This is a genomic window from Syntrophus buswellii, from assembly GCF_046097065.1.
Taxonomy (GTDB): Bacteria; Desulfobacterota; Syntrophia; order Syntrophales; family Syntrophaceae; genus Syntrophus; species Syntrophus buswellii.
This window is the reverse complement of the sequence record NZ_CP175563.1, coordinates 3,013,177-3,039,343: the sequence shown is the minus strand read 5'-3', so window position 1 is coordinate 3,039,343 and position 26,167 is coordinate 3,013,177. Positions and strand designations below refer to the sequence as shown.

General features: G+C 56.0%; 14 protein-coding genes and 1 tRNA gene. 12 read left to right on the top strand and 3 right to left on the bottom strand.

The window, feature by feature from the left end:
• Positions 1 to 16: 16 nt before the first annotated feature.
• The 11 genes from guaA (at position 17) to ACJ77P_RS13580 (ending at position 17,964) form a co-directional block, all read left to right on the top strand.
• Positions 17 to 1,552: a glutamine-hydrolyzing GMP synthase gene (gene guaA / locus ACJ77P_RS13630; protein WP_408998544.1), complete on the top strand. Its 1,536-nt coding sequence runs from the start codon at positions 17 to 19 to the stop codon at positions 1,550 to 1,552.
• A gap of 15 nt (positions 1,553 to 1,567) precedes the next feature.
• Positions 1,568 to 4,795 carry a carbamoyl-phosphate synthase large subunit gene (carB, locus tag ACJ77P_RS13625; RefSeq protein ID WP_367360016.1) on the top strand — a complete coding sequence of 1,076 codons (3,228 nt, stop codon included), beginning with the start codon at positions 1,568 to 1,570 and terminating at the stop codon, positions 4,793 to 4,795.
• A gap of 5 nt (positions 4,796 to 4,800) precedes the next feature.
• Positions 4,801 to 6,210 (top strand): amidophosphoribosyltransferase, encoded by a 1,410-nt coding sequence (gene purF / locus ACJ77P_RS13620; protein ID WP_408999434.1) that lies wholly within the window; start codon positions 4,801 to 4,803, stop codon positions 6,208 to 6,210.
• Positions 6,211 to 6,278: 68 nt separating this feature from the next.
• Positions 6,279 to 7,013, top strand: coding sequence for an amidohydrolase family protein (locus ACJ77P_RS13615; protein WP_408998543.1), 735 nt, complete (start codon positions 6,279 to 6,281; stop codon positions 7,011 to 7,013).
• Positions 7,014 to 7,658: 645 nt separating this feature from the next.
• Positions 7,659 to 9,047, top strand: coding sequence for a transposase (locus ACJ77P_RS13610; protein ID WP_273697206.1), 1,389 nt, complete (start codon positions 7,659 to 7,661; stop codon positions 9,045 to 9,047).
• A 220-nt stretch (positions 9,048 to 9,267) separates the two neighbouring features.
• Positions 9,268 to 9,714, top strand: a complete 447-nt coding sequence (locus tag ACJ77P_RS13605; protein ID WP_367360014.1) for a CBS domain-containing protein — start codon at positions 9,268 to 9,270, stop codon at positions 9,712 to 9,714.
• Between the two features lie 614 nt (positions 9,715 to 10,328).
• On the top strand, positions 10,329 to 12,173 hold the full coding sequence (locus tag ACJ77P_RS13600; RefSeq protein ID WP_367360013.1) for an FAD-binding protein: 1,845 nt from the start codon (positions 10,329 to 10,331) through the stop codon (positions 12,171 to 12,173).
• 42 nt (positions 12,174 to 12,215) lie between these two features.
• Positions 12,216 to 13,625, top strand: coding sequence for a glutamate synthase-related protein (locus ACJ77P_RS13595; RefSeq protein WP_367360012.1), 1,410 nt, complete (start codon positions 12,216 to 12,218; stop codon positions 13,623 to 13,625).
• Positions 13,622 to 15,103, top strand: coding sequence for a glutamate synthase-related protein (locus ACJ77P_RS13590; RefSeq protein WP_367360011.1), 1,482 nt, complete (start codon positions 13,622 to 13,624; stop codon positions 15,101 to 15,103). The genes ACJ77P_RS13595 and ACJ77P_RS13590 overlap by 4 nt, the downstream gene beginning before the upstream one ends.
• A gap of 17 nt (positions 15,104 to 15,120) precedes the next feature.
• On the top strand, positions 15,121 to 17,793 hold the full coding sequence (locus ACJ77P_RS13585) for a glutamate synthase (RefSeq protein ID WP_367360010.1): 2,673 nt from the start codon (positions 15,121 to 15,123) through the stop codon (positions 17,791 to 17,793).
• A gap of 97 nt (positions 17,794 to 17,890) precedes the next feature.
• A tRNA-Gln gene (locus ACJ77P_RS13580) sits at positions 17,891 to 17,964 on the top strand.
• A 123-nt stretch (positions 17,965 to 18,087) separates the two neighbouring features.
• On the opposite strand, the gene ACJ77P_RS13575 is transcribed toward ACJ77P_RS13580, so the two are convergent.
• From ACJ77P_RS13575 to ACJ77P_RS13565, 3 genes are all read right to left on the bottom strand, one after another.
• On the bottom strand, positions 18,088 to 19,482 hold the full coding sequence (locus tag ACJ77P_RS13575; RefSeq protein WP_408998542.1) for a deoxyribodipyrimidine photo-lyase: 1,395 nt from the start codon (positions 19,480 to 19,482) through the stop codon (positions 18,088 to 18,090).
• 156 nt (positions 19,483 to 19,638) lie between these two features.
• Complete coding sequence (locus ACJ77P_RS13570) at positions 19,639 to 22,242, bottom strand: PEP/pyruvate-binding domain-containing protein (RefSeq protein WP_408998541.1); 2,604 nt, start codon at positions 22,240 to 22,242, stop codon at positions 19,639 to 19,641.
• A gap of 296 nt (positions 22,243 to 22,538) precedes the next feature.
• The gene (locus ACJ77P_RS13565; RefSeq protein WP_408998540.1) at positions 22,539 to 23,090 is read right to left on the bottom strand and encodes a class I SAM-dependent methyltransferase; all 552 of its coding nucleotides are present in this window, start codon (positions 23,088 to 23,090) and stop codon (positions 22,539 to 22,541) included.
• 783 nt (positions 23,091 to 23,873) lie between these two features.
• Between ACJ77P_RS13565 and ACJ77P_RS13560 the strand changes: the two genes are divergently transcribed.
• The gene (locus tag ACJ77P_RS13560) at positions 23,874 to 25,970 is read left to right on the top strand and encodes a glutamine synthetase III (protein WP_408998539.1); all 2,097 of its coding nucleotides are present in this window, start codon (positions 23,874 to 23,876) and stop codon (positions 25,968 to 25,970) included.
• The last annotated feature ends 197 nt before the right edge of the window (positions 25,971 to 26,167 follow it).

Below are 26,167 nucleotides of genomic sequence, written 5' to 3'. Positions count from 1 at the left end.
CCGCGAGGCATCTATCATGATTCTTATTATCGATTTCGGATCCCAATACAACCAGTTGATCGCCCGCCGGGTCCGGGAGCTGGAGGTGTACTGCCAGATCGAGCCCCCGGACATTTCCCTGGAGGCGATCAAGGCGCTCAATCCGGAGGGGATCATTCTCTCCGGAGGGCCGGCAAGCATTTACGAACCCGACAGCCCACGGGTGGACAAAGGCATCTTCGAGTTGGGCATTCCCACTCTCGGCATCTGCTACGGGCTGCAGTACATGGTGGACTGCCTGGGCGGCAAGGTAATCCGGTCGGCCAAGCGGGAGTACGGTTTTGCCGAACTGCACGTGATCCGGCGGGAGGGGGACGGAATCTTTTCGGGCGTCGCCGAGAACACCCGCTGCTGGATGAGCCACGGGGACACGATCGACCGGTTGCCTGCAGGATTTGAAATCACCGCGGAAACGGCCAATACCCGGGTTGCCGCCGTTGAGGATTCGAAGCGGCGCTTTTACGGACTCCAGTTCCATCCTGAAGTCGTGCACACCCCGGAAGGGAAGAAGATGCTGGAAAACTTTCTCTTTCTCATCTGCGGCTGCGGGAAAAGCTGGACCATGGCCTCCTTTGTCCGGAATTCCGTGGAGGAGATCCGCGCCACAGTGGGAGACCGACGCGTCGTCCTGGGATTGAGCGGCGGAGTGGACTCTTCCGTCGCGGCGCTGCTTCTCCACCAGGCCATCGGAAACCAGTTGACCAGCGTCTTTGTCGACAACGGCCTGCTGCGCCAGGGGGAAGCGGAAAAGGTCCTTTCTCTGTTCAAAAGGCATTTTCGCATGAACATCCGGTTCGTCCGGGCCAGGGCCCAGTTTCTTGCCGCCTTGAAGGGCGTCGAGGATCCGGAACGGAAGCGCAAGATCATCGGGCGGGTCTTTGTCGAGGTCTTCGACAGCGAGGCACAAAAAATCCGGGATGTGGACTATCTGGCCCAGGGGACCCTCTACCCGGACGTCATCGAATCCCGCTCGGCCTTTGGAGGCCCCAGCGCCGTGATCAAGTCCCACCACAATGTGGGTGGCCTTCCCCGGCGGATGAAAATGAAGCTCATCGAGCCCCTGAAGCACCTCTTCAAGGACGAAGTGCGCCTCCTGGGAAGGGAACTGGGCCTTCCCGACGAGATGATCTGGAGGCATCCCTTTCCCGGTCCCGGTCTCGGCATCCGGATCATCGGCGAAGTCACATCCAGGCGGCTGGCCCTCCTCCGCAAGGCCGACGCCATTCTCCTGGAGGAGATCAAGGCCGCCGATTACTATCGCCGACTCTGGCAGTCTTTTGTGATCCTGCTGCCCCTGAAAAGCGTGGGGATCATGGGGGATCAGCGGACCTACGAAAACATTGCGGCCATCCGGGCCGTCACCAGCGATGACGCCATGACGGCGGACTGGGCGCGGCTGCCCCATGAACTGCTGGGAAGCATCGCCAATCGGATCATCAATGAAGTCCGCGGGATCAACCGGGTCGTCTACGACATCAGCTCCAAACCTCCAAGCACGATTGAATGGGAATAATCAAGAAGACATTTTATGCCGAAGCGGAAAGACCTTAAAAAGATCCTGATCATCGGTTCCGGGCCGATCATCATCAGCCAGGCCTGCGAATTCGACTATTCCGGCACACAGGCCTGCAAGGCCCTGCGGGAGGAAGGCTGTTCCGTGGTCCTGATCAACAGCAATCCGGCCACGATCATGACCGACCCGGAAACGGCCGACCGGACCTACATCGAACCCATTACCCCCGAGGCCGTTGAAAAGATCATCGTTCGAGAACGGCCCGATGCACTGCTGCCCACCCTGGGCGGCCAGACGGGGCTGAACACCGCCGTGGCCGTCGCTGAAAGCGGCATCCTGGATCGTTACGGGGTGGAGATGATCGGGGCCTCCCTGCCCGTCATTCACAAGGCCGAGGACCGGGAGCTGTTCCGCAGGGCCATGGAGAACATCGGCCTCCGGGTTCCCGGAAGCCGCTTTGCCCGGACGGTGGAAGAGGCCCTGGCCGCCGCGGAGGAGGTCGGATTTCCCGTTATTGTCCGCCCGTCATTTACCCTGGGCGGCACGGGAAGCGGTGTGGCCTACAATTGGGAGGAGTTGATGGAGCATGCCCGGGCGGGCCTCGAGGCCAGCATGATCCATGAAATCATGCTGGAGGAGTCGGCGCTGGGCTGGAAGGAATATGAACTCGAGGTCATGCGGGACCGGGCGGACAACGTCGTCATCATCTGCTCCATCGAGAATCTCGATCCCATGGGGGTGCACACGGGCGAATCCATCACGGTGGCGCCGGCCCAGACCCTGACCGACGCCGAATACCAGCGTTTGCGGAATGCCGCCATGGCCATCATGCGGGAAATAGGCGTGGAAACGGGCGGGTCCAATGTCCAGTTCGCCGTTCATCCCCAAACGGGGGAGGTGATCGTGATTGAAATGAACCCCAGGGTTTCCCGCTCCTCAGCCCTGGCCTCAAAGGCGACGGGTTTTCCCATCGCCCGGATCGCCGCCAAGCTGGCCATCGGCTATACCCTCGATGAGATCCCCAACGACATTACCCGGGAGACCCTGGCTTCCTTTGAGCCGACCCTGGATTACTGCGTGGTGAAGATTCCCCGCTGGACCTTCGAGAAATTTCCCGAGACGGAGGATTTCCTGACCACCTCCATGAAATCCGTGGGAGAGACCATGGCCATTGGCCGGACCTTCAAGGAAGCCCTCCAGAAAGCGGTCCGCTCCCTGGAGATCGGCCGGTTCGGGTTACTCGAACCCCTGCAGGAGGCCCCTGGCCTGGAGGAGCAGATAAAGGCCAAACTGATCACCCCCAACTCCCTGAGGCTGTTCTACCTGGCTGCGGCCCTGAAATACGGGATGACCCTCGAGAAGATCCATCAGCTCACACGCATCGATCCCTGGTTTCTCGATCAGATCCGTCAGATTGTCCAGGCAGAGGCCGTCCTGCAGCTGGAAGGGCCATCGGGGGAAATGCTTCGGGAGGCGAAGCGATGGGGCTTTTCGGACCGCAGGCTGGGGGAGCTCTGGGGTGTTCCGGAAGGTGAAATCCGCTCCCGGCGATTTTCCGAAAATCTGCTGCCCGTCTATAAGCTCGTCGATACCTGCGCCGCCGAATTCGAAGCCTATACCCCCTATTATTACGCGACTTATGAGGAAGAGACGGAGGCGCGGCCCTCGGATAAACGCAAGGTCCTGATCATCGGCGGCGGCCCCAATCGCATCGGGCAGGGCATCGAATTCGATTACTGCTGCGTCCATGCCTCCTTCGCCCTCCGGGAAGAGGGGTACGAAAGCCTGATGGTCAACTCCAACCCGGAGACGGTGAGCACCGATTACGACACCTCCGACAAGCTCTTTTTCGAACCTGTGACCCTGGAAGACGTCCTGCACATTATCGCCTGTGAAAAGCCCGATGGCGTCATCGTCCAGTTCGGCGGCCAGACGCCGCTCAACCTGGCGAAAAACCTGGAGGCCGCGGGAGCGAGAATTCTCGGTACATCGCCGGATTCCATCGACCGGGCGGAGAACCGGAAACGGTTTCAGGAGATTGTAAACAAGCTCAAGCTCAACCAGCCGGACAATGCGACGGCGACGGATGTGGCCGGGGCTCTGGCGGCGGCGGAGCGCATCGGCTATCCCGTCCTGGTCCGGCCGTCCTATGTCCTGGGCGGGCGCTCCATGGAAATCGTCTATGACGCTGCAACCCTGAGCCAGTTCATGGAGCGGGCCTTGAAGGTCTCCCCCGATCATCCCATCCTGATCGATCAGTTTCTCGAAGATGCCATCGAGGTGGACGTGGACGCCATCAGCGACGGCAGCGAGACGGTGGTGGCCGGCATCATGGAGCACATCGAGGAGGCGGGGATCCATTCCGGGGACAGCGCCTGTATTCTGCCCACCCTGAGCTTCTCCGAAGAGTTCCTCGGAAGGATTGAGGAGCAGACGAAAAAAATCGCCCGGGAACTGAAGGTGGTCGGCTTGATGAATATTCAGTATGCCGTCAAGGATGGCGTTCTCTATCTCCTGGAAGTCAACCCCCGGGCTTCGCGAACGGTGCCCTTTGTCAGCAAGGCGATAGGGGTCCCCCTGGCCAGGCTGGCGACCAAGGTCATGCTGGGGCGCTCCCTCAGGGAACTGGGGTTTACGAAAGCCATCCGGCCTGCGCACGTGTCTGTAAAGGAGGCCGTTTTCCCTTTCAACCGCTTTCCCGACGCAGAGATTGTCCTGGGTCCGGAAATGCGGTCCACGGGCGAAGTCATGGGAATGGACGCCTCCTTCGGGCTGGCCTTTGCCAAATCCCAGATGGCGGTGGGGTTTGCCATTCCAAGGGAGGGAAGGGTCTTCATCAGCGTACATGACATCCACAAGGAAAAGATCGCACCCATTGCCCGACGCTTCCGGGAAATGGGCTTCGAGCTCCTGGCGACCCAGGGGACGGCCGCTTATCTGCGTGGCCTGGATATCCCCGCGGAAACGGTTTTCAAGGTCAGCGAAGGGCGGCCCCACATCGTGGACCGGATCAAAAACGGCGAAGTGGCCCTCGTCATCAACACGAGCGTGGGAAGGCGGCCGACCCGGGACGCCTGCGTCATCCGGCGCAGCGCATTAACCTGCAACATCCTCTATTCCACGACCATCGCCGGCGCCGGGGCGCTGTGCGAAGCCGTTGCGGCCGTCCGCCAGGGAGAGTGGGAGGTCAAACCCCTTCAGGCTTATCATTTCAAGGACATCAGAGACAGGGTGCAGGCATGAAACCCATGGATGAAGATCTTGTTTTTGAAGATAAACCCCGCGAGGCCTGCGGCATTTTTGCCGTGTACGGGCATCCCGAGGCTGCACGGCTCACCTTTTTCGGGCTCTTCGCCCTGCAGCACCGGGGGCAGGAAAGCGCAGGCATTGCAACGGCGGATGGACACACGGTCCGGACCTACAAGGGGATGGGGCTTGTCTCGGAAGTGTTCCATGAAGAACATCTGGCCCGCCTTCCCGGCACCATGGCCATCGGACACGTCCGCTATTCCACAACCGGTTCATCCTCCCTGTCCAACGCTCAGCCCTTTGTCGTTCATCACGGCGAAGAATACTACGCCCTGGGGCACAACGGCAATCTGATCAATGCCCAGTCCCTGCGCCGGGAGTTGGAAGACTCAGGATCCATCTTCCAATCCACCATGGACAGCGAGGTCATCGTTCACCTCATGGCGCCCCATCTCAAGAGAGGCATTGAGGCGGCTTTGAAAGCGGCGCTCCAGCGGGTTCAGGGCGCCTACAGCATCGTCATGCTGACCCGGAACTCGATTATCGCCTTCCGCGACCCCCGCGGCTTCCGCCCTTTGTCGCTGGGCCGCCTCAATGACGGATGGGTTGTGGCATCGGAGACTTGCGCCTTTGATCTTCTGGGCGCCCAGTATCTGCGGGACGTCGAACCGGGTGAGATTATTCTTATTGATGAACAGGGGGTGACCAGCCTGAGCCCCTTCCCCCGCATGCCCCATTCCCACTGCGTCTTCGAGCTCATCTATTTCGCCAGGCCGGACAGCCAGATCTTCGGGCAGAATGTCTATCTCTGCCGGAAGCGGTTCGGCCATGCCTTGGCGCAGGAATACCGGCCTGATGCCGATTTTGTCATGCCTTTCCCCGATTCGGGCAACTATGCCGCCCTGGGGTATGCGGAAGAGAGCAGATTTCCCTTCGAGATGGGGATGATCCGCAACCACTATGTGGGCCGGACCTTTATCCAGCCGACCCAGCCCATGCGGGATTTCGCCGTCAGGGTGAAGCTGAACCCCGTCAAGCCGCTGATTGCGGGAAAAAGGATATTGATTGTCGAAGATTCCATCATCCGGGGGACAACCAGCCGCAACAGGGTCCGTTATCTCCGGGAAAACGGGGCGAAGTCTCTCCACATGGCCATCAGCTGTCCGCCGACCCGCTTTCCCTGCCCCTACGGGATCGATTTTTCGGCAAAGGGAGAGCTCCTGGCCGCCCATCGAGACAACGAAGAGGAGATCGCCCGGTTCATCGGTCTGGACTCCATGCACTACCTCAGCCTGAGCGGGCTGGTCCGCAGTGCGAACATGAACCCGGAGTCCTTCTGCCTGGCCTGCTACACAGGAAAATACCCCCTGAAACCGCCCGGGGAAATCCAGAAACTCTGTTTCGAGTAGTCAGCGGGAAGACGTTCGAAAAGCGGGGATGTCCAGCCGGACATTCCGAAATACGTGGAGGATGACCCGTGGAAATCATTGATTCGCATACCCACTGGGGGCCTTCCGCGCAAATGGGCATAACCGTGACCACCGATGAGCTGCTTCGGCAGGCCCGGCAGAGCGGCGTGGACCGGATCGTGATCTTTCCTTTCCCCTCACAGGCCCTGGCGGATGAAGGCATCAACGGGGGACTCCTCGATGAAGCCCGCCGCATTCCCCAGTTCATTCCCTATTATTACATCCCCGACGACCTGCGGACGATCCCCGGGGAAAAAGGTTTTTTCGGGGGAAAATGGCACTGGACGCGGGGGATATCGGACTGCTCTTCAAACTATGAGGTCCTGGATGACCCGGCGCTGCCGGAATTTCTGGAACAGTCGGAGGCCATCGGCCTGCCCCTGATCGTCGAGGAAGAGCTTGAATTTACCGAAGCGCTGGCAAAGCGGTCCGGAAAACTCAACCTCATTATTCCCCACCTGGGGATGCTGGGCGGAAATCCCCTGGAGTTCCTAGCCACCTTCAAGAAGAACGAGCACGTCTTTTTCGATACGGCCCTGGCCACACCGCAAACCATCGGGCGTTTTGTTCAGGAAGTTGGAGCGGAGCGGATTCTCTTCGGGTCGGATATCCCCTTCGGCACCATGAAGGCCGAGCTGCAGAAAGTGCTTTCCCTGGCCATCGGTGATCGGGAACGGGAGGCCATCCTTGGTGGAAATCTCCGCCGACTGACCGGTCTTTCCTGCCGCCGTGATTCAGAATGATTCAACAAAGCCCCAGAAGGATTTCCTCCTTGGCTTGTCGGGAAGCGTAGTCCGCTGCCGGTCAAAAAAAACCTAGACAAAAATGTCCTATTTCAAACCCTGATTTGAATTCCTGGGCCTTCGGAATGAAAAAAATATCCTCTTATGATGCACGTAAGCCCGTTCGTGATGTAAATCTGATGGAAGCAGAAGTAATTGACTCTTTCGGTCAGGACATCAATCTGCTTTACCGCCAGTTTTTCGGTCAATGAATCCTCATTGGAATATGAGTTTCCCATGAGGACCAATTCCAGCACTGCTTCGTCAACTTATACTTCTTGCCGCCCGTTTTTTATATAGAATCAACAGATTGGAAGAATCGTGAGAACCAGGATATGTTTGCTTGGATCAATAAAATTGACAAACATAGGATTGCCTGCTATTAAAAAATATAATAAAAATCGAGGATGTTTTTTTAATAGTAAACCTTTATCAGCATCACATGAAACAGAGAGATTTCACAATGTCTTTTTTATGTTGTTAACTCAACTTTCGCAGGTGCAAATGACTCTTAACATATTGTAATTATTAATTGTATAGCGTCACAACGTGTGATATATGGGTTTTGTTCGCCAACAATAACCCTTTACAACACGAGGTGACGCTATGAGCAAAATTGTAACAGACATCGTTTCCTGTGAAAACCAGATTCATCAATTCTTTCAAAATCAGAGAATCAGTAGCCTGCTGAAGCGCAGCAACATCGATAAGGAAAAAGGGATTGCTCCTGTCACTTTATTCCGGATGCTGTTCACACTGGTCTTTACCGGCAAGAACCTGTACCGCACCCTCGAAGGAGGTGGAAACTGCGGTATGGCCAAGGACACGGTGTATCGCTTCCTCAATTCGGTTCATACCCATTGGAGAAGGTTCCTTCTATTGTTAAGCTCCCGGCTGATCCGAGAGGAGCTGAGGCAACTAACTGGCGCTGGCAATATGAAGGTGTTGATCGCCGATGATACTCTTTACCGGCGCAATCGGAGCCGGCAAGTCGAGTTGCTATCGCGGGTTTTTGACCATACCGACCATCGGTATTATCGCGGATTCAGAATGCTCACCCTGGGTTGGTCCGACGGTAACAGTTTTCTGCCTGTTTCCTGTGCTCTGCTGGCTTCCAGCAGTGAAAAGAATCGTCTGGTTCCCATGCATTCAGATCTTGACCGTCGCACCAACGGAGCGAAGCGACGCCGGGAAGCGATCCGCAAGGCAACCGATGTCCTGGTCGAGATGGTCGCCGAGGCCACGGCAAGTGGGATCGAGGTCCGTCACCTTCTGTTCGATAGCTGGTTCGCTTATCCCACAATCATGAGGAAGTTGCTTGCCCAGGGGATGCATACCCTCTGTATGCTCAAGGTTACGGAAAAGATCTTCTATCGCTACCAGGGGGAAGATATCCATCTGGCAGCCCTCTACCGGAAGATCCGCAAGCGGCGAGGCCGCGCAAAGATTCTCGCTTCGGTCAGAATCGAGATTGGCAAGGACGACAAGGGCGTTCCGATTCCGGCGAAGATCGTCTTTGTGCGGGACCGCCGCGCAAAAAAGTGGCTGGCCCTGCTTTCCACCGATACAGCCCTGAGTGACGAAGAGATCATCACGACCTATAAGCGCCGCTGGGACATTGAGGTGTTTTTTAAAATGGCGAAATCGTTCCTCAATCTCGCCAAGGAGTGCCAGAGTCGGTCTTATGACGCTCTTGTTGCTCAGGCCCATGTGGTGTGCTGCCGATACATCATGCTGGCCCTTGCCAAGCGGACGAACCAAGATCCCCGAACTTTTGGGACCCTGTTTCACGCCTGCTGTGAAGAACTTGAGCAGGTGACTTTTGCGGAAGCGCTGGCCATTTTACTGATACTCTTAAAGCAGGCATTGGAAACCGTTCCCGAAATGACCAGGGATCTGATTCGATCCATGATCGAACGGTTTCTTAGGGAACTTCCGCCAATTTATGGGGCACGCTGGCTACTAGACTGGCAAAAGAACGCTGTTTCTTGTTAATGAACAAGCACTTAAGGACATTTAACCTTGTGCGAAAGTTGAGTTGTTAAATACAGGAGGCTGTTAATGCTTTTGGGTTGAAGGAAAGTAAAAAAATCGAAAGAGTGTTTCATGCTCACAAATGAACTTAAGTAAGAAGGAAAAATAATTAATTGGATTCACTGAGTAACTTGAACAGTTCTAACTATTTTAAACAGCTTTGGATCGAGGAGGTAAGACAATGCTTATTGTCAACGCAAGAGATATGTTAAAGGCAAAAGGGTACAGTGACATCTTTTCCATTAGTCCTGACGATAGCGCCTATTCGGCCCTTCAGCTGGCGCTGGAAAAGAATGTGATGGCACTTACCGTGGTCGAGAACAACGAACTGGTGGGTATTGTAACAGAACGGGATTATTCGAGGAAGATCACCCTGGCAGGCAGAGATCCTAACGCAACAAAAGTCAGGGAAATTATGACCGCACCGGTTATGAGCGTTAATGTCAGCAGCACAGCAGCGGAATGTTTGGCCGTCATGTCGAACAATAACATCCGTCATTTGCCTGTTTTCGATGGGGATAAGATGGTGGGCATCATTTCCATCGGTAATGTTGTTAAAGCCACGCTTTCGGAACATGAGGATCTGATCAAGCACCTGAATGATTATATCCAAGGGACATACGTGTAGTTTTTTCTGTTGCATCCCCGGCTTTGCCGGGGGTGCAACAGAGGCACATAATTCGTAAAAAATAATAACCTCTCTCGAGAGTGAACCTTCCATCTCAGTAAGAAAGTTCTTTAAGGCGCTTTCCGCACGGCTGAATTCTGAGCGTCCTGCCCAAGTCCTACTTCCATGAATGAACCCGCTTTTTTATAGGATCAATATGTGCCATCAGCGAGTTCTATTCAAGGGATTGGTCGCAATAACAAAGATTCCTTAAAGAACAAATTTGTTCTGAAATTAAAATTTTATACAATTTAGTTCCTTTATTTTTCCTCTCAAAGTTTGCTACAGCTTCAAAAATGGATTTGTTGAGTAATCATATCGAAGTTTCTTGCTGCTTGGAAACGAGGAAATTTAATTTTTCCCCTTTATTATTGGCCAATTGAAATACTAGGTCTCAATATCCCCCCCCTCAGATATAAAAAATGCATTCTCCCTGGAGCCCCGGGAAGTAACGTTCAGATCGTGGCACTCATCTTGCGCTTAAGGGAACAAATGAGAGTTCATTCTGTCATCTCTGAGAACAAGAGGGGGTCTTGCCTCTCGATATGAATGAGAGTTGAAGAGACATGGGAAACATGAAACCGATTGAAGAATTCATAAAGGCCGCGGGCGATATTACCATCCTCGACAAGCCGGAAGAAAGAGAGATGTTCTCCCATGATATCGGGGATGTCCCCGACATCATGACCAGGGCATTTTTTAAAACGCAACCCGATTTTGTCGTCCAGCCGAAAAGCGTGGACGAGATCCAGAAGATCCTGGAGTTTGCCAACAGGGAGAAAATTCCCGTCATACCGAGAGGTTCTGCATCATGGGGCTTCGGTGGCGTGATTCCGACGAAGGCCGGGATTGTTGTGGACCTGTCTCCGTTCCGGAAAATCCTGGAGATGAACACCGGGAATAAGACCGTTACCGTTGAGGCGGGCGCAAGGTGGAGCGATATTGACCTGATGGCCAAGAAGGTTGGGCTGTGCCTGATGACCTACCCCTCCAGCAAGTTCTCTACCGTGGCCGGCTGGATCTCCACGGGGGGCTACGGAATCAACAGCTTCAGGTACGGGCACCTGTCAAGGCAGATTGTGTCGATGAAGGTGATCACCGGCGCCGGGGAGCTCAAGGCGCTTTCCCCTTCCGACCCGGAATTCAACTTCTTTGTGTCCACCGAAGGGGAGCTTGGGATCATCGTTGAGGCCACGCTCAAACTGCGGGATGTGCCGGAAGCCTCCTATGCCCATCTGCTTTATTTCAAGGACGACCGGTCGGCTTTTGAATTCATCGGCCGCTTCTTGAAAAGCAGGAGGTCCGAGAATCTCAATCCCAACGTCATCCGCTTTCTGGATGAGAATCATCTCAACGACACCAACGAGGTCATCCGGGCTGAGATTTTCAGGAAGAGCGCCGGCGTCCTGTTTGAGTTCGGCAGTGCCGAGGATGAAGAACGCTTTGAAGGATACATTGCCAAATCAGGGATCGTCGAGGCGGCGCCCCGCTATGCCGCGCGCTACCTCTGGAATGAGCGCCTTTTCGGAATGAAGACCAAGCGCCTGGGGCCGACCATTCTGGCGAGCGAAATCATCATCCCGATTTCCGCGGCCGCAGAGTTTATTGAAGAGGCAAAGATGCTTGGAGACCGGTTCGGCGTGGAAATCTGCATCGATTCCTATATCCTCGATGAAAAAAAGGCGCTGATCATGGCCACCTTCCTCTGTGACTCACGGAAGAAAAAATACATGATCAATATGCCCCTCGTTTCCATGCTTACTCAAAAGGCCGTTTCCCTGGGGGCCGAGCCCTACGGCCTGGGCCTCTGGAATGCCGCCTTCATCGATGCCCTGTACAATCCGGAGAGGCAGCGGGCGCTCAAGGCGTACAAAGCCAAGATGGATCCGAACGGCATCCTGAACCCGGGAAAATTCTTTGCGGTCGACTCAACGGCCCTTGCCTCCCTCGTCTTTCAACCGGCTGTGTTCCGCTTTTCCATGAATCTCCTGACCTTGCTGTCTCCGGTCATCGGCAAGGCGGCCACGCTGCTCTTCGGGAAGGACAGGAAAATCGACCACCTTGATTTCGAGTTAAGCACCCATGCCTGCGCCAAGTGCGGCAACTGCCTTGCCGTCTGTCCAGCCTACCTGATCACGCACAACGAGGGGGTCACGGCAAAGGGGAAAGTCGCCCTGGCCAAGAAACTCATTGAAGGAAAGGAAGTGACCAGGGATGAAGCGGCAAATGCCTTCATGTGCATGCACTGCAAGGCCTGCGAGGAGATCTGCCAGACCAATCTCGAACTGATGAGGTTCTGGGATGCTCTGGAACAGAGGCTTGAAGGCAAGTTCGGCCGTCCGGAAGCCCAGATAAAGGAATTTCTGCAGAAGGTCGACAAGAGTAACGAATACTGGGAGATGGTGGAGAGAAACGCCTGATCCAGATCGATCAACTTCATTTCACAGAGAAGAAGAACGACGATGCCGAAGAAATACCACATTTCCACAAAAGCGACCCCCCTGGACATGGAATACCTGTTCAAGTTCAGGATCACGCGGGGAGAAAACTGCATCAACTGCGGCAAGTGCACCAAGGTGTGCATCTATGAAGCCCATAAGAGGGAGAGGGGCGATCCCCGGAAGATGGCGGCTCCCAACACGGCCGTCTGCAGGAACTGTTTCCGGTGCATCCAGGAGTGCCCCCGGGGGGCCCTGGAAAAATCGCTGAACCAGGACTTCCTGAACAACGACGGCTCTTACTGGAAATCCCATATGCTCATTGCCCTCTGGAAGCAGGCGGAGGACGGAAAGGTGCCCGTATCCGGTGCCGGATACAGAGGTCCATTCACCGGTGCGGGATTTGACGGCATGTGGACGGACATGTCGGAGATCGTCCGTCCGACCCGGGACGGAATCCATGGACGTGAGTACATCAGCACCGCCGTTGAGCTGGGCAGGAAACTCAATCATCTGTCCTTTGATGACAAGGGGCGGCTGCTGTCGAAGACATTCGATACGGTCCATCTCCCCCTTCCCCTGGTCTTCGACCTTCCGGCCGACAACCTGAAGGGAAATGTCCTGGCAGCCCTGGCCAAAGCGGCGGCGGAGATTGAGACATTCCTTCTTCTGCCCGCGGACGGCCTGACGCCGGAGATGGAGCCCTACGCCGGAAACATTGTTCCATTGCTGACCCATCAGGACATCGACCGGCACTCGGCTTTCCTGAAAAAAGCGCGGCTGGCCGCCCTGGAGTATGACGGTGAACTTCTGAACAATATTTCGGGCATAAAGGACAAAATGAAGGAAATCTGCGGCGCTCCGGTCATCGTTCGGATCCAGGCGGGCAACGGCGTCGAGGACGCGGTTTCCAGGCTTGCCCAACGCGGCGTGGAGATCATCCATATCGTTGCCGACTACCGCGGCATGGAGGCGGATGGTCATGCCACCTCCCCTCCGAGGGTGCTCAAGGACATCATCCGGTCCGTCCACCAGCGGCTTGTCCGTGAAAGGATCCGCGACGAGGTCACCCTGATCTTTTCCGGGGGAATCGCCATGGCGGAGCATGTTCCCAAGGCCATGATCTGCGGCGCGGACCTGGCGGCCGTGGACCTGCCCCTGCTCATCGCGATGGGGGTCCGGCTGTATGAAGAGCCTGAAAAGTTCCTGGTTTTTCCAAGCGGACTGGAAGAAATCCCCGTACCGATCCTTGCCCAGAGGGTCATCAATCTCATGGGCGCCTGGCATTCGCAGCTCCTCGAGGTGATGGGAGCCATGGGAATCCGGGAAGCCCGCCGTCTGCGGGGAGAAACAGGCCGGGCGATCTTCTTCGAGGAGGTCGACGAGGACACTTTTGGAAAACTATTTAAAAACAGGGAAGCAGTCAACCTATGAAACCATCAGCCGTAACCATCAAAGAGATCCCTTCGCGTTTCCGGCACCAGGTGCCGAAATACAAGATCACCCGGTCGGATGCCTGCATCAACTGCGGAACCTGCGCCAGGACGTGCCCTTACGGCGTTCATGAACGAGTGGAGGGGCACAACAGGGTGAATCCGCCGATCGACTACAAGTGCATCGGCTTTGAGTGCCGGAGCAAGGAGTTCTGCTGCATCGGCAAGTGCCCGCGCCAGGCCTTGAGCCTGTCGCTCAACCCCATGTACGATACCCTGGGAGATTATCGCTGGACGGCGGACATCATTACGGCGACGTGGATCATGGCCGAGACGGGTTACCCGCCCACGCGGACGGACCTTGAATATTCCGTCGGCAATTCCGGCGGCGGCTTCGACAAGCTGCGGTTCAAATTCCCAGCCAATCCGCCGTATGTCGACACTTCCCAAATCTCCACGGCCATCGAGCTGAACCGGAGAAACGACGGGCGGGGGAATGTGGTCATCTCGACCCCCATGTACGGCGGTGGAATGTCCTTCGGTTCCGTCAGCCTCCCCACCATGGTGTCCAAGGCGCACAATGCCACCATCTGGAACACCTTTACCTGTTCCGGTGAAGGCGGTTATCCGGAGAACCTCATCCCCTATGATGACCATGTGATCACCCAGGTGGCCACCGGTCTCTTCGGGGTCCGCGAGGAGACGATCCAGCGGGTGAGGATCGTCGAGTTCAAGTACGCCCAGGGTGCGAAGCCAGGTCTTGGCGGACACCTGCTGGGAGAGAAGAATACGGAAAGCGTCGCCAGGATGCGCGAGGCCGTCAAGGGAACCTCCCTGTTTTCGCCCTTTCCCTTTCACTCGGTCTATTCCATCGAGGATCACAAGAAGCACATCGACTGGATCAAGGAGATGAACCCCCAGGCCCTGGTATCCGTGAAGGTTTCCACGCCCAATGACGTGGACATGGTGGCTGTCGGCTCCTACTATGCCGGTGCGCATATCATCCACATCGACGGCGGTTACGGGGGCACCGGCGCGGCGCCGGATATCGCCAAGAAAAACATCGCCATGCCCATCGAATACGGCATCGTCAAGGTTCATCGTTTCCTGAAGGATGAGGGCGTCCGGGACGCCATTACCCTCATCGCTTCGGGAGGGATCCGGACCGCCCATGACCTGGCGAAGGCGATCTGCCTTGGCGCAGACGGGGCCGTGGTTGGAACGGCTGAGTTGATTGCCCTGGAATGTGTCCGCTGCGGCAATTGTGAATCGGGGCGCGGCTGCGCCCGGGGCATCGCTTCAACGGACTCCGAGCTGGCAGACCTCTTCACCGAGGAGTGGGCGACCCAACGCCTGACCAATTTCTACCATGCATGGAATGTCCAGCTCGTTGAGATCCTTCAGAAGTTCGGCATGAAGAGCGTTAAGGAGCTTGTCGGGCGGACGGATCTGCTGGAGCACATAGATTACAGTAATTAAGGCGGAGCTTGCAAATCATGGATAGCGCTGACAAAATATTGCTTTCACGCACGGAACTCTGCAGCCGGGTGCCCGATCTCCCCTCGAATACGGAGGAGGAAGGCGGCTGCGGCGTTACGGGATTCATCAGTTCCATCCCCGTCACCGGGAAGAACATCTTCGAGCCGTCCGTCCAGATGCACAACCGGGGCAACGGGAAGGGCGGGGGCATCGGCGCGGTGGGGTTTATTCCGGAAGCGCTGGGAGTCTCCCGGCAGGTCCTCGATGAGGATTACATGCTCCACATCGCCCTCCTTGAAACCGATGTGGCCGAGGAGATAGAACAGACTTACATTCAACCGTATTTCCGGATTGACAAGTCCGAGAAACTGGCCACGATCGATGATTATCGAAGCATCGGCCTTGAAGTCAGACCCCCGGACATTATGCGCTATTTCGTCCGCGTCAGGGACGACGTCCTGGACCAGTTCATTCGGGAACATGATTTCTCCTCGCTGGACCGGCGGGATGCCGAGGACGAATTCGTCTATCAGAACAGCTTCCGGATCAACACCCGGTATTACGCCTCTCTCGGTGAAAAGAAGGCCTTTGTCATGTCCCATGGCCGGAACATGATGATCCTGAAAATCGTCGGGTATGCGGAAAATGTGGTCCGCTACTACAAACTGGATGACTTCAAGGCGCACGTCTGGCTGGCCCACCAGCGGTATCCCACCCGGGGGCGCGTCTGGCACCCCGGCGGTTGCCACCCCTTCAGCGCCCTCAATGAAGCCCTGGTGCACAACGGTGATTTTGCGAACTATCAGGCCATTTATGAATACCTCAAGCAGAGGAACTACACCCCCCTGTTTCTCACCGATACGGAGGAAGCTGCGCTGCTCCTGGACCTGTGGAGCCGCGTCTACAAGTATCCCCTGGAATACCTGATCGAGGCCATGGCGCCGACCTCCGAAATGGACTTCGACATGCTTCCGGCAGAAAAGCAGGAGCTCTACAAGGCCATTTCGACCCATCACGTCAACGCCTCACCCGACGGACCCTGGTTCTTCATCATTGCCCGCAATGACGTCAGGAACAGCCGGTTTCAACTGATCGGCATTACGGACACGGCCATGCTCCGCCCCCAGGTGTTCGCCCTTCAGGAGGGGGAGGTGTCCATCGGCCTGATCTGTTCAGAAAAGCAGGCCATCGATGCAACGCTCATCTCCCTGGAACGGGAAGATCCGCGCTTCGGGCCCATTGCCGACAAATACTGGAATGCCCGCGGCGGCAGCTATACGGACGGCGGCTCTTTCATCTTCAGTCTTCAGGATGCCGGCGACGGTTCGGAAAACAGGAAGCTCATCTGTACGGACAAGTTCGGAAAGGTCATCGAAACGCCCAAAGACAAGCTCATCTGTGACCTCTCAAAACCGGTGGCCGTGACGGAATCGTGTAAGGAAATCGAACAAAAGCTGGCGGGCCTGTTTTCCGAAAAAGAACCTACGGATGCAGCACAGAAAATGTTCACCTATATCCGGAGCCAGATCGTGAATTTTGAACCCGGCGACTTCCGGTTTGCCATTGAAACCATTAAACGGTATGCCTTGGAAAAAGATGAATTCAAGCAAATGGCGATTGAGGCCCTGACTCTTTTGTACGATCGGCGGTACGACACGGGCAGGATCAAGAGAAGTTCCGTCCAGCATGTCCTGAAGGTCAACCTGGATGAGATCTTTTCCATGACTCCGCTGATTTCGGAAGAATCGGAGTCCGCTTTTCGCCGGATCGATTTTACGACCCGGGATCAGCTGCGGGCGCCCAGGAAGAATGAGCGGACCCTCATTGTCGACGCAGAACGCTTCGAGCCGGAAGGTGACCTCTGTGACGCGGTGCTGATCGTGGCCGCTTACAAACTTGGCTGGAAGAGGTTCATTGTTTACAGATACCGTGGCCAGCGATTTACCGGCTGCGGGTTCGGCCCGGTCGTCAAGGATGTGCGGATTGATGTTTATGACTCCTCGGGTGATTACCTGGCATCAGGCATCGACGGCCTGGAGATCCATGTTCATGGAAATGCCCAGGATCAGCTCTGCCAGATCATGAAAGACGGGAAGCTGGTTGTCTACGGCGATGTCGGCCAGACATTCATGTACGGTGCCAAGGGCGGCAGTGCCTACATCATGGGGAATGCCGCAGGACGGCCCCTGATCAACGCCGTCGGCAAACCCCGTGTCGTCATCAACGGGACGGCACTGGACTACCTTGCGGAGTCCTTCATGGCCGGCGATCCCCTCAACGGCGGCGGCTTCGTGATCCTCAACGGCATCGGTTTCGACGATAACGACGGATCGATCCGCGAGTATGAATCGCCATATCCGGGCTCCAACATCTTTTCCCTGGCGTCCGGCGGGGCGATCTACGTGAGGGATCCCCGGAAAAGGCTGGTCAATGAGCAGCTCAACGGCGGGCAGTTTGCGTCCGTCACCGAGGCGGACTGGAATCTCATCCTGCCCTACCTCGAGGAGAACGAAAGACTGTTTGGCATCTCAGTGGACAGGCTCCTGACGGTTGACGGACAAAAAAGACCGCCGGCAGGGGTGTACCGAAAGATTATCCCGCAGGCGGCCGGGGCCCCCGCGAAAAACGACGACGGGCTCAGCGAGTGGGAATCCGGACAGGGGGCAATGCCCTGCGGCGCCGCATCATAAAGCATGGACAGCCGGAGCAGATCCCGGAAACGGACCTTTGCCGCCAGCGGCGGAAGAGCAATACGAATCCGGATCGGGATCTTTCCCCTTCTGTCCTTGAGGGGTCGTCTAACGGTAGGACGCCTGGTTCTGGCCCTGGAAATCGAGGTTCGAGTCCTTGCCCCTCAGCCATTCCGCCTTTCAGGCGCCGCGGAGAAGGCCCGCTTCCTGCCTCTGCAGGGGAGCCTTCTCAATCCGGTTGCCGGCGAGGTGAGGCCGGATCTCTTTTCATATCCTGACTCCCGGCTGATTTTTCTAGCGGGGAAGATCGTTCCCCCCTGCTCCGGCTTCAGCGTTCTGTGATTCCCATCGTCGGACCAATTGCACATACCCGTCCGCATCAAATTTTCTCTTCAATCCCCCTGCGTTCATGTATCGGACGTTGCCGAAAATGGGACGCTCTCCCCAGGGGCGGTCGTGCTTCCCGAAGCACCAGGCGACCCCCATGAAGCCGCTGGGATCCCTGCCGTCCAGTTCATACTTGTTGTTGAGGTAGAGGGCGGTCTGGTAAGCCTCCTCGGGAGTCGAACTCCACTCCAGGATTTTCTTTCCCCAGTACATTCTCATATAACCGTGCATCTTCCCCCGTAACACCATCTCCTTCTGCGCCGCGTTCCAATAGGGATCGTGAGTGTTCCCCTCCTCGAATTCCCGGCGGGAGTAACGATAAGGCCGGGGGTCATGCCTGTGGGCCTTGAGGCTCCTGATTGCCCAGTCGGGAAGGGATGCAAACGTATCGTAGCGGTCATTGTAGAAGACGAAGTTGATGCCCAACTCCCGCCGCACGATGAGTTCCTCGAGATAGGCCTCGGCGTCGGCGGCTCCCGAGCCGGAGATTCTCAGGGCGATGTGCAGGGGTGAGATCTGTCCGAAATGGAGATAGGGGCTCATGAGAGAGAGGTAATCCCGCGTGGGATCATTTCTGAACTCGGCATAATGCTCCAGTTTGTCCTCGAGAAAAATTTCAAGATGCCTGCCCGCCTCCCCGGATCCGCCCCGAAGAACGGGGACCGGCTGGACACTCCGATCCACTTCGAGGTGCGAAAGGGCCTTTTCCACATCCTCGACGGGAAAAGATTCGAAATCCAGGGCAAGGGAATCGGCCAGGGGCCGGGTCTCCTTCAAAGGGATCAGGTACGAAGTCAGCTTACGATGAATTTTTTTCCGGATCGTGGCTGCGGAATATTCCTCCTTGGGGGACGCTTCTTTTACCGGGACGACGACGTCGCTTTCGACCTGGAGGAGAGGGCAATCCATGGCCGCGGCCCCATCCCTTCGCCAGGCCTTCTGTATCCTGAGATAGCCCCGGTCCACAACCGCCAGGGAGGCATCCCGGCTCATCATGACGGCCCCCCGCTCCGGCGAACAGCGCTGGATCACGAGCTGTATGCCCCTCTTCTCCAGGGTGCGCTTTGCATCGCGGAGGCCCTCCAGCATAAACGTGTAATGCCGCTGGTTGCCCTCGGGAAAAGAGTCCGTCATTCCGAAAAATGCAACAACCGGTATGCCAAGGGCATTGGCCTGCACAATGGCATATTCCAGGGCATGGTTGCACTGCGCTCTCTGGGAAGCCTGCATCCAGTACAGCACATACTTCCCCTTTCTTTGCTCCGCGGCATTGAGCGCCTCGACTCTTTCCTCCTGGATCATGATCCTCCCTCGGCATTCCTGGATGCTTCTTTGATGGATCCAATCGATCGTGGCCGCGGTGTCAGTCCTGTAACCCTGACCTTGATGGCTTCCGTGTGATGGACGTCCACAAAGAGATTATTCCTGATACTGGAAAAAGATGCAAGAGGCCGCTTCCTACCGGATGATCGAACGGTAACAGAGAACCTTCCGGGAAACGATGTCGGCAAAGAGCGAGAATTCCTCCTTTTCCACGTCACGGACGATGACCGTCTTTCCATGGCGGGCGCTTTCCGGGAGAAGAACGGGCAGCCGGTTTTCCCCCTCCCTGATGACGCCGACATTGAAGAGGAACTCCTCCTGTTCCGGGAAGAGGGCCACATAAAAAATGTCCGTCTCCACCAGGTCCTGGAAGAAGTGCGTGCCGTAGGACAGTTCCGGCATCAGGCTCCCCGTCATGTAGGCGATTTCGACAATCGCAACGAAATTGTTGATCTCGGCGAACCGCACCGGCACGCCCAGCGAGGGGGTCGTGGTGCCCCATCGGCCCGGTCCCAACAGAATGGCGGGGCAGTCCTCCCGCTTGCTGATCCGGTTCAGTCTGCCGATCAGCCGGGCAACATCGTATTTTTCCGAGAGAGACAGCCGGCTGTATTCTTCGTAATCCACGTAGACAAGACGCTTCAGCCCCTGGGCAATGCTGCCGCCCATAAAGTTGCCCTCCGTCTGGAAAAGGATCTGCTCCAGGGCCGGCTTGGACGGGATGTCCACCCGGGTCCCCTCGCGCCGGCCCTTGGTCTGCAGCGGACGGCACTGGACGAGATTGATCATGAAAGCGCCGTCGCCGGTAAAATTGGTCGTAAATTCGATATCCACGGGATAATCGTACTTCTCTTCAAGCGTTTTCATCATGTTCTGCATGACGCCCGGGAAAGGGGTTTCAGAGAGAAGCCTGTCAAAGGTCAGGATCCACCTCTCTTCGCCGCCCCGCCCCCGCTCTTTTAACAGCTGCTCACTTTCATGATCCCGAATCCCGACCATCTCGGACTGGATTCCCATATCCCCGGACAGGACAGCATTGGCCGGGATGGTTTCAAATTCATTTTTGCCGATGTTGAGGACATCCACATCGTGCTGAGAATATCTCCTGATGTCACTGCCCCCGGAATGGGGACGCAGGGAAGGGGCATCCAGGGGAAAAACGCGGGGGTAATCGTTCTCGACCCGGTTGACCGCCCGTGTTCCCAGCCCCAGCACCAGCCGGACCATTCCGGCCCTGGGGTCCATCTCCTTCTTCCAGACAAAGGTGTTGTAGGAGATGCCGACGCCCGCCAGATCGGGGAAGAAAAACTCCTTCCGGTAGGAGCCGGAGACCCGCTGAACCAGGAGGGCCATCTGCTCGTCATGCTGTTCCAATCCCCGCTGCAGCCGGTAGGCCAGGGCGTCTTCATTCATCGTGCTGGCGAAAATGCGACGAACCGCCTCCCTGAACTGCCGGTAGCGTTCTTCGGGAGGCCCCTGGTTGACGCAGAACAGGCTTTCATATTTGCCCGCAAAGGCATTTCCAAAGGCATCTTCCAGGAGGCTGCTGGAGCGCACAATCAGCGGGGATTGGCCAAAATACTCAATCACCCGCCAGAACTGTTCCTCGATTTCATCGGGAAATCTGCCGTGAAGCATCTGCTCGCGCAAAGTCCGCGCGACATCGAAGTACCCTTCCTGAGTCTTCTGATCCATGCGCAGTTTCCACCAGCCATTTTCCACAATGTAGGTGTAGAAGACATCCGAGCCGATGAAAAAGGAGTCGTGCGGCTCCAGATAGCGCGGCCAGTCGAAGGAAGGATCCTGAAGGAGCATTTTGCGCGCGATCAGCATGCCTGCCGCCTTGCCGCCGATGTAGCCCGTCCCGATGAGCCGTGCCTTGATGTTGCAGAGGTCTTCCAGGGTGAGGTAGTTTCTGGCGAGCTCATGGATCCGCTCCTCCCGCCCGATCATGATCTCGCAGAGATGGTCGAGGATCTTTCCTTTCTCCTCGTCGTCCATCTCTCCCTGCAGCAGATCCCGGACATGAAGAAAAAGCCGATCCCAGTAATCGAGATTTCGTTTGGCGCTTTCCAGCCCCTTTCCGGAAAAATAGCGGACGAGCTGCCCTGTGTCCACGCTGCTGCTTACCGGCGAAAAACGGTTTCCACTCTTGAGGTGCGGGAGAAACATGGTGGGAAGATGGCGTCCCATGACCTTCAGGGGATGGACGTATATCCTGTCTTCCACATTGTAGACATCCAGGAGAACCTGGGTGGTTTCCCGAATCCGGGCAACGGTTTTATAGGAGTGGTTGTCGCGCAGCAGGGCAAAATAGGCAACGGTATCGAGCTGGTAAAGATAGGGACAGGTGATCCGGAAGAAGTTGCCGATCATCAGATCCGTGGCCCAGGCGGACAGAAGATCCGAAAGGGAATCAAAGACGTAAAAGACCCCATCTCCTTCGCGGGTCGCAATGTTGTAAACCTCCGACGAAAACGACTCGAAGCCGCTCTGGGCATCGAGGTGATAACGGGTAATCCGCCTGTTCTCTTCCAGAAGCGGCTCATGCTGTGCAAAACGCAGATAAACGACTTTTCGATTTTCAGAAAGGGCGTGCTGCACGAAAGGCTTGACAAAAGAGCGGTAGTCCGAGATGGAATCCACCTGCCAGACGACATTGTCGCCGATTCTCAGGCCGTCGATAACCTTGTCTAAACCTTCGAGCCCCGTGCTCACTCGGGCGGGTATTTTTTCCATGACATCTTCTCCAGGGAACTCGTGAAAATTGTTCTGAAGCGGTTTGATTAACACAGCGAACCTTCCGCTCGTCACCTGCGGGTCAGCGCATCAGCCGGCATGGCCGGGAACCCTGCCGCGTTGAAAAACCGAATCATCCTTCGCTCATTTCAAGTAAGATCAAGATGTGTGCCCATGAACAAGAAATGTCCAACTAGCTGATCATGAACGATATCTGTAAAAATTTTCTAAAGGGCTTTTCCCCTGGCCGGGGCATGGATCAACAATTTTGTTCCAGATGGACATCGGGATGGGAATCAGGCGGGCTTGCGGCAGACAAGCTGGGCCATCGCCCTGGTGGGATTTTCCAGAAGGCCTTCAAAGGAATGGATGATCTCCCAGTCCCTGAACCAGCCAGCCAGTTCCCCGGGCCTCAACAGAAAATCGGGATTGCGGGGGCGGCCGTATCTGGGCTGTTCGATGGTGAACGTTTCATAAATGAGGATTCCTCCCCTGCGGATCGCCCGCCTCAGAGACGGCATCAAGGGCCGGTGGAGGTAACGGAAAACCATGATGGCCCGGTAATAGTCCTCCTGGAGGGGGTTCTCTCCCGTCTCCAGGTCGATTTCCCGGAACTGGACCTGAAGGCCTCTGGCCTCTGCCGATCGCCTGGCGTCTTCCAGCGCCTCCCTGGACTGGTCAGCCAGGATAACCGGCAGGTTCAAACCGGCCAGAAACAGGCCGTTTTGTCCCGCACCGCACGCCAGATCCAGGATGGGGCCTTCGGGTTCCTGCGCCTTCAGAAGGGGTGAAAACTTGACGAGCAGCGGGTTCGGGGCCTTCTCCCCCTTGCCTTTATGGTCGTTCATGGTTGATCTCCTCTCATCACGATGGCTTCCCATCCTTTTCTACCATATCCGAAATCGGGCAGGCAAGGCCAATGGCAAATCCCTTCCATAGGGCCGTTCTGGAATCCTTATATTCATTCCGGAATAATTATGTTATGTTCGCGGAAAATTCAGCCTGGAAAGCCATGCCTGAACAAAAATCCCGTCTCAGATTTCCTGAACGACCCCGATCTCTGCCCAAGGCAAACTCTACAAAATGGGAAAGAGGCGAAAACCGTGAGGAGCCATGAGACGAACATCTGTCTGGATTCAAGAACAGAGGGGATCGACCCGGCCGCAATGACAGTATCTTCTTGAGTATTCTCTCTTGTCACGGCCGTCTGAAGATTGCACCCCGGGTCTTTTTCCCTGCTATTTCACCTCCGTGCAGGATGGCAGGAAAGATGCACTTTACAAGCCGGTGAAAAGAACGTTATGGAACAGCCGGTGAACACCGGGAGAATTCCTTCCGTCGACGAAAGAATTCAGACAGGAAAACGGACAGCGGCACATCAGAATTAATGAAGTATTACAAGATGTTGTAACGATATCTTTTTGGAGCATCCCACGGATGCCGAAAAGAAAAGGATTTTGACGCAGAGGGGAAAGGCGGGAAACGCCCGGTGGTATTTAACACAAAAATGTGCACATTCCCTGTTGTCGATACAATAATGTGCGCACTGAAACGGTCGGCTAAGAATAACTCCAGGCTCATGAGGTGAAATTCATGGGCATGATGCGAAAAGGTAAAATAAGGAGATAACGATGGATCTTGCTGAAATTTTTGGTTCTAACGTATTCAGCGATAAAGTGATGAAGGGGCGGTTGCCCAAGGATGTTTACAAGGCGCTGAAGGAAACGATCGAAAAAGACATGCCCTTGCGGCCGGACATCGCCAATGTCGTTGCCAATGCCATGAAGGATTGGGCTGTCGAAAAAGGGGCGACGCACTATACACACTGGTTTCAGCCCCTGACAGGAATAACCGCTGAAAAACACGACTCTTTCATCTCGCCTGCCGCAGACGGCAGCGGAATTGTGGAATTTTCCGGCAAGCAGCTTATTCAGGGAGAGCCGGATGCATCCTCCTTCCCGAGCGGTGGTCTGCGATCCACCTTCGAGGCGAGAGGTTATACCGCCTGGGATTGCACCTCCAACGCCTTTCTGAAGGAGGACGAAAGCGGCAACGTCACCCTGACGATTCCCACGGCCTTTTACTCCTACCACGGCGAAGCTCTCGACAAGAAGACGCCTCTGCTGCGCTCCATGAAAGCCGTGTCCAAGCAGGCCCTGAGGGTTTTAAAGGCCATGGGCAACGTGACCGCAACCAAGGTCACCTCCACCGTCGGCCCGGAGCAGGAATATTTCCTGGTTGACAAGCAGTTCTACATGGAGCGTCTCGATCTGATGCTGGCGGGGCGAACGATCTTCGGCGCGCCGGCCCCCAAGGGGCAGGAACTGGAAGACCAGTATTTCGGCTCCATCAAGGACCGGGTTTCGGATTACATGAAAGATCTCAATACCGAGCTGTGGAAGATGGGCATAAGCTCCAAAACACAGCACAACGAGGTGGCGCCGACGCAGTTTGAGATGGCTCCGCTGTATGCCACAACAAACATCGCCACCGACCACAACCAGCTCGTCATGGAAACCATGCAGAAGGTCGCCCTGCGCCATGATCTGGTCTGCCTGCTCCATGAGAAGCCCTATGCGGGGATCAATGGTTCCGGAAAGCACAACAACTGGTCGCTGTCCACCGATGACGGCACCAATCTCCTGGACCCCGGCCGCACCCCCGGTGAGAATGTCCTGTTCCTCCTGTTTCTGAGCGCCCTGATCAAGGCTGTCGACACCCATGCCGACATCCTCCGGGCGACCTGTGCGTCTGCCGGGAATGATCACCGTCTCGGTGCCAACGAAGCGCCTCCAGCCATTGTCTCCATTTTCATGGGGGAAGAAGTCACGGAAATTCTGGGAAAGCTTTTCAAGGGCGAAAAGGTCGCGGCCAAGGGTGAGCAGTATATGAAGGTCGGTGTGGATACCCTGCCCGAAATTCCCATGGACAATACGGACCGCAATCGAACCTCGCCCTTTGCCTTTACGGGAAACAAGTTCGAGTTCCGGATGGTCGGATCGGCACAATCCATTGCAGGGGTCAACGTGGCCTTGAATACCATTGCCGCCGAAGCCCTCGATGAAATCGCCACCCGCCTCGAAAAGGCCAGGGATAAAAATAAAGAAGCCGCGGCGATCATCAAGGAAATCTACGAGAAGCATCACCGGATCATCTTCAACGGAAACAATTACAGCGAGGAGTGGGTCCGGGAAGCTGAGAGGCGGGGCCTGCCCAATGTAAAAAACTCCATCGACGCCTTGAAGGCCTTTGTCACGGAGAAGGCTATCGGCCTTTTCCGAACGTATGAAGTTCTGTCCGAAAAGGAACTGCATTCCCGCTACGAGATCTATGTTGACACCTATGCGAAACAGATCAACATCGAAGCGCGGGTAGCCATCGACATGGTCAAGAAGCAGATTCTGCCCGCCGGTCTTGAATATGCGACATTCCTGGCGGATTCCATTTCCAGTTTCCAGGCTGTTTCGGTCCGTGCGTCTGTCCAGGAAGATCTGATCAAAAAGCTGGGCGCCCTGCTCTCATCGACCTATAAAAATCTGGCCAGGCTTGAAGAAGCCTTGACAGCGGCTCAGGGGATTTCCGATTGCTCCAGGCAGGCTGAGGCCTATCGTGACAAGGTGTTTCCGGCGATACAGACCTTGCGGACAGATATCGACGGCATTGAGATGCTGATGCCCAGCGACATGTGGCCCATCCCCACGTATGTGGACCTTCTCTTCAAACTGTAAAAGGACCTGCAGACGGGAAAGGCAGGATCATGTCCATGATCCTGCCTTTCCCGTTCGTTCCGGAATCACGCGATGGGCTCTTCGAATCAATGGAGTTCGTTGCAATGCCCTTGAAGTACGCCGTGCGGATTGGAAAACAGGTCATATTCCATTTTTTCTTAGCCGACTACGCCTCACGCCTAATCCATGTTTCCCAA

What these genes read in the sequence shown, in the direction of transcription:
- guaA (WP_408998544.1), top strand. Translation starts at nt 17, where the DNA reads ATGATTCTTATTATCGATTTCGGATCCCAATACAACCAGTTGATCGCC.
- carB (WP_367360016.1), top strand. Translation starts at nt 1,568, where the DNA reads ATGCCGAAGCGGAAAGACCTTAAAAAGATCCTGATCATCGGTTCCGGG.
- purF (WP_408999434.1), top strand. Translation starts at nt 4,801, where the DNA reads ATGGATGAAGATCTTGTTTTTGAAGATAAACCCCGCGAGGCCTGCGGC.
- ACJ77P_RS13610 (WP_273697206.1), top strand. Translation starts at nt 7,659, where the DNA reads ATGAGCAAAATTGTAACAGACATCGTTTCCTGTGAAAACCAGATTCAT.
- ACJ77P_RS13605 (WP_367360014.1), top strand. Translation starts at nt 9,268, where the DNA reads ATGCTTATTGTCAACGCAAGAGATATGTTAAAGGCAAAAGGGTACAGT.
- ACJ77P_RS13600 (WP_367360013.1), top strand. Translation starts at nt 10,329, where the DNA reads ATGAAACCGATTGAAGAATTCATAAAGGCCGCGGGCGATATTACCATC.
- ACJ77P_RS13595 (WP_367360012.1), top strand. Translation starts at nt 12,216, where the DNA reads ATGCCGAAGAAATACCACATTTCCACAAAAGCGACCCCCCTGGACATG.
- ACJ77P_RS13590 (WP_367360011.1), top strand. Translation starts at nt 13,622, where the DNA reads ATGAAACCATCAGCCGTAACCATCAAAGAGATCCCTTCGCGTTTCCGG.
- ACJ77P_RS13585 (WP_367360010.1), top strand. Translation starts at nt 15,121, where the DNA reads ATGGATAGCGCTGACAAAATATTGCTTTCACGCACGGAACTCTGCAGC.
- ACJ77P_RS13575 (WP_408998542.1), bottom strand. Translation starts at nt 19,482, where the DNA reads ATGATCCAGGAGGAAAGAGTCGAGGCGCTCAATGCCGCGGAGCAAAGA.
- ACJ77P_RS13570 (WP_408998541.1), bottom strand. Translation starts at nt 22,242, where the DNA reads ATGGAAAAAATACCCGCCCGAGTGAGCACGGGGCTCGAAGGTTTAGAC.
- ACJ77P_RS13565 (WP_408998540.1), bottom strand. Translation starts at nt 23,090, where the DNA reads ATGAACGACCATAAAGGCAAGGGGGAGAAGGCCCCGAACCCGCTGCTC.
- ACJ77P_RS13560 (WP_408998539.1), top strand. Translation starts at nt 23,874, where the DNA reads ATGGATCTTGCTGAAATTTTTGGTTCTAACGTATTCAGCGATAAAGTG.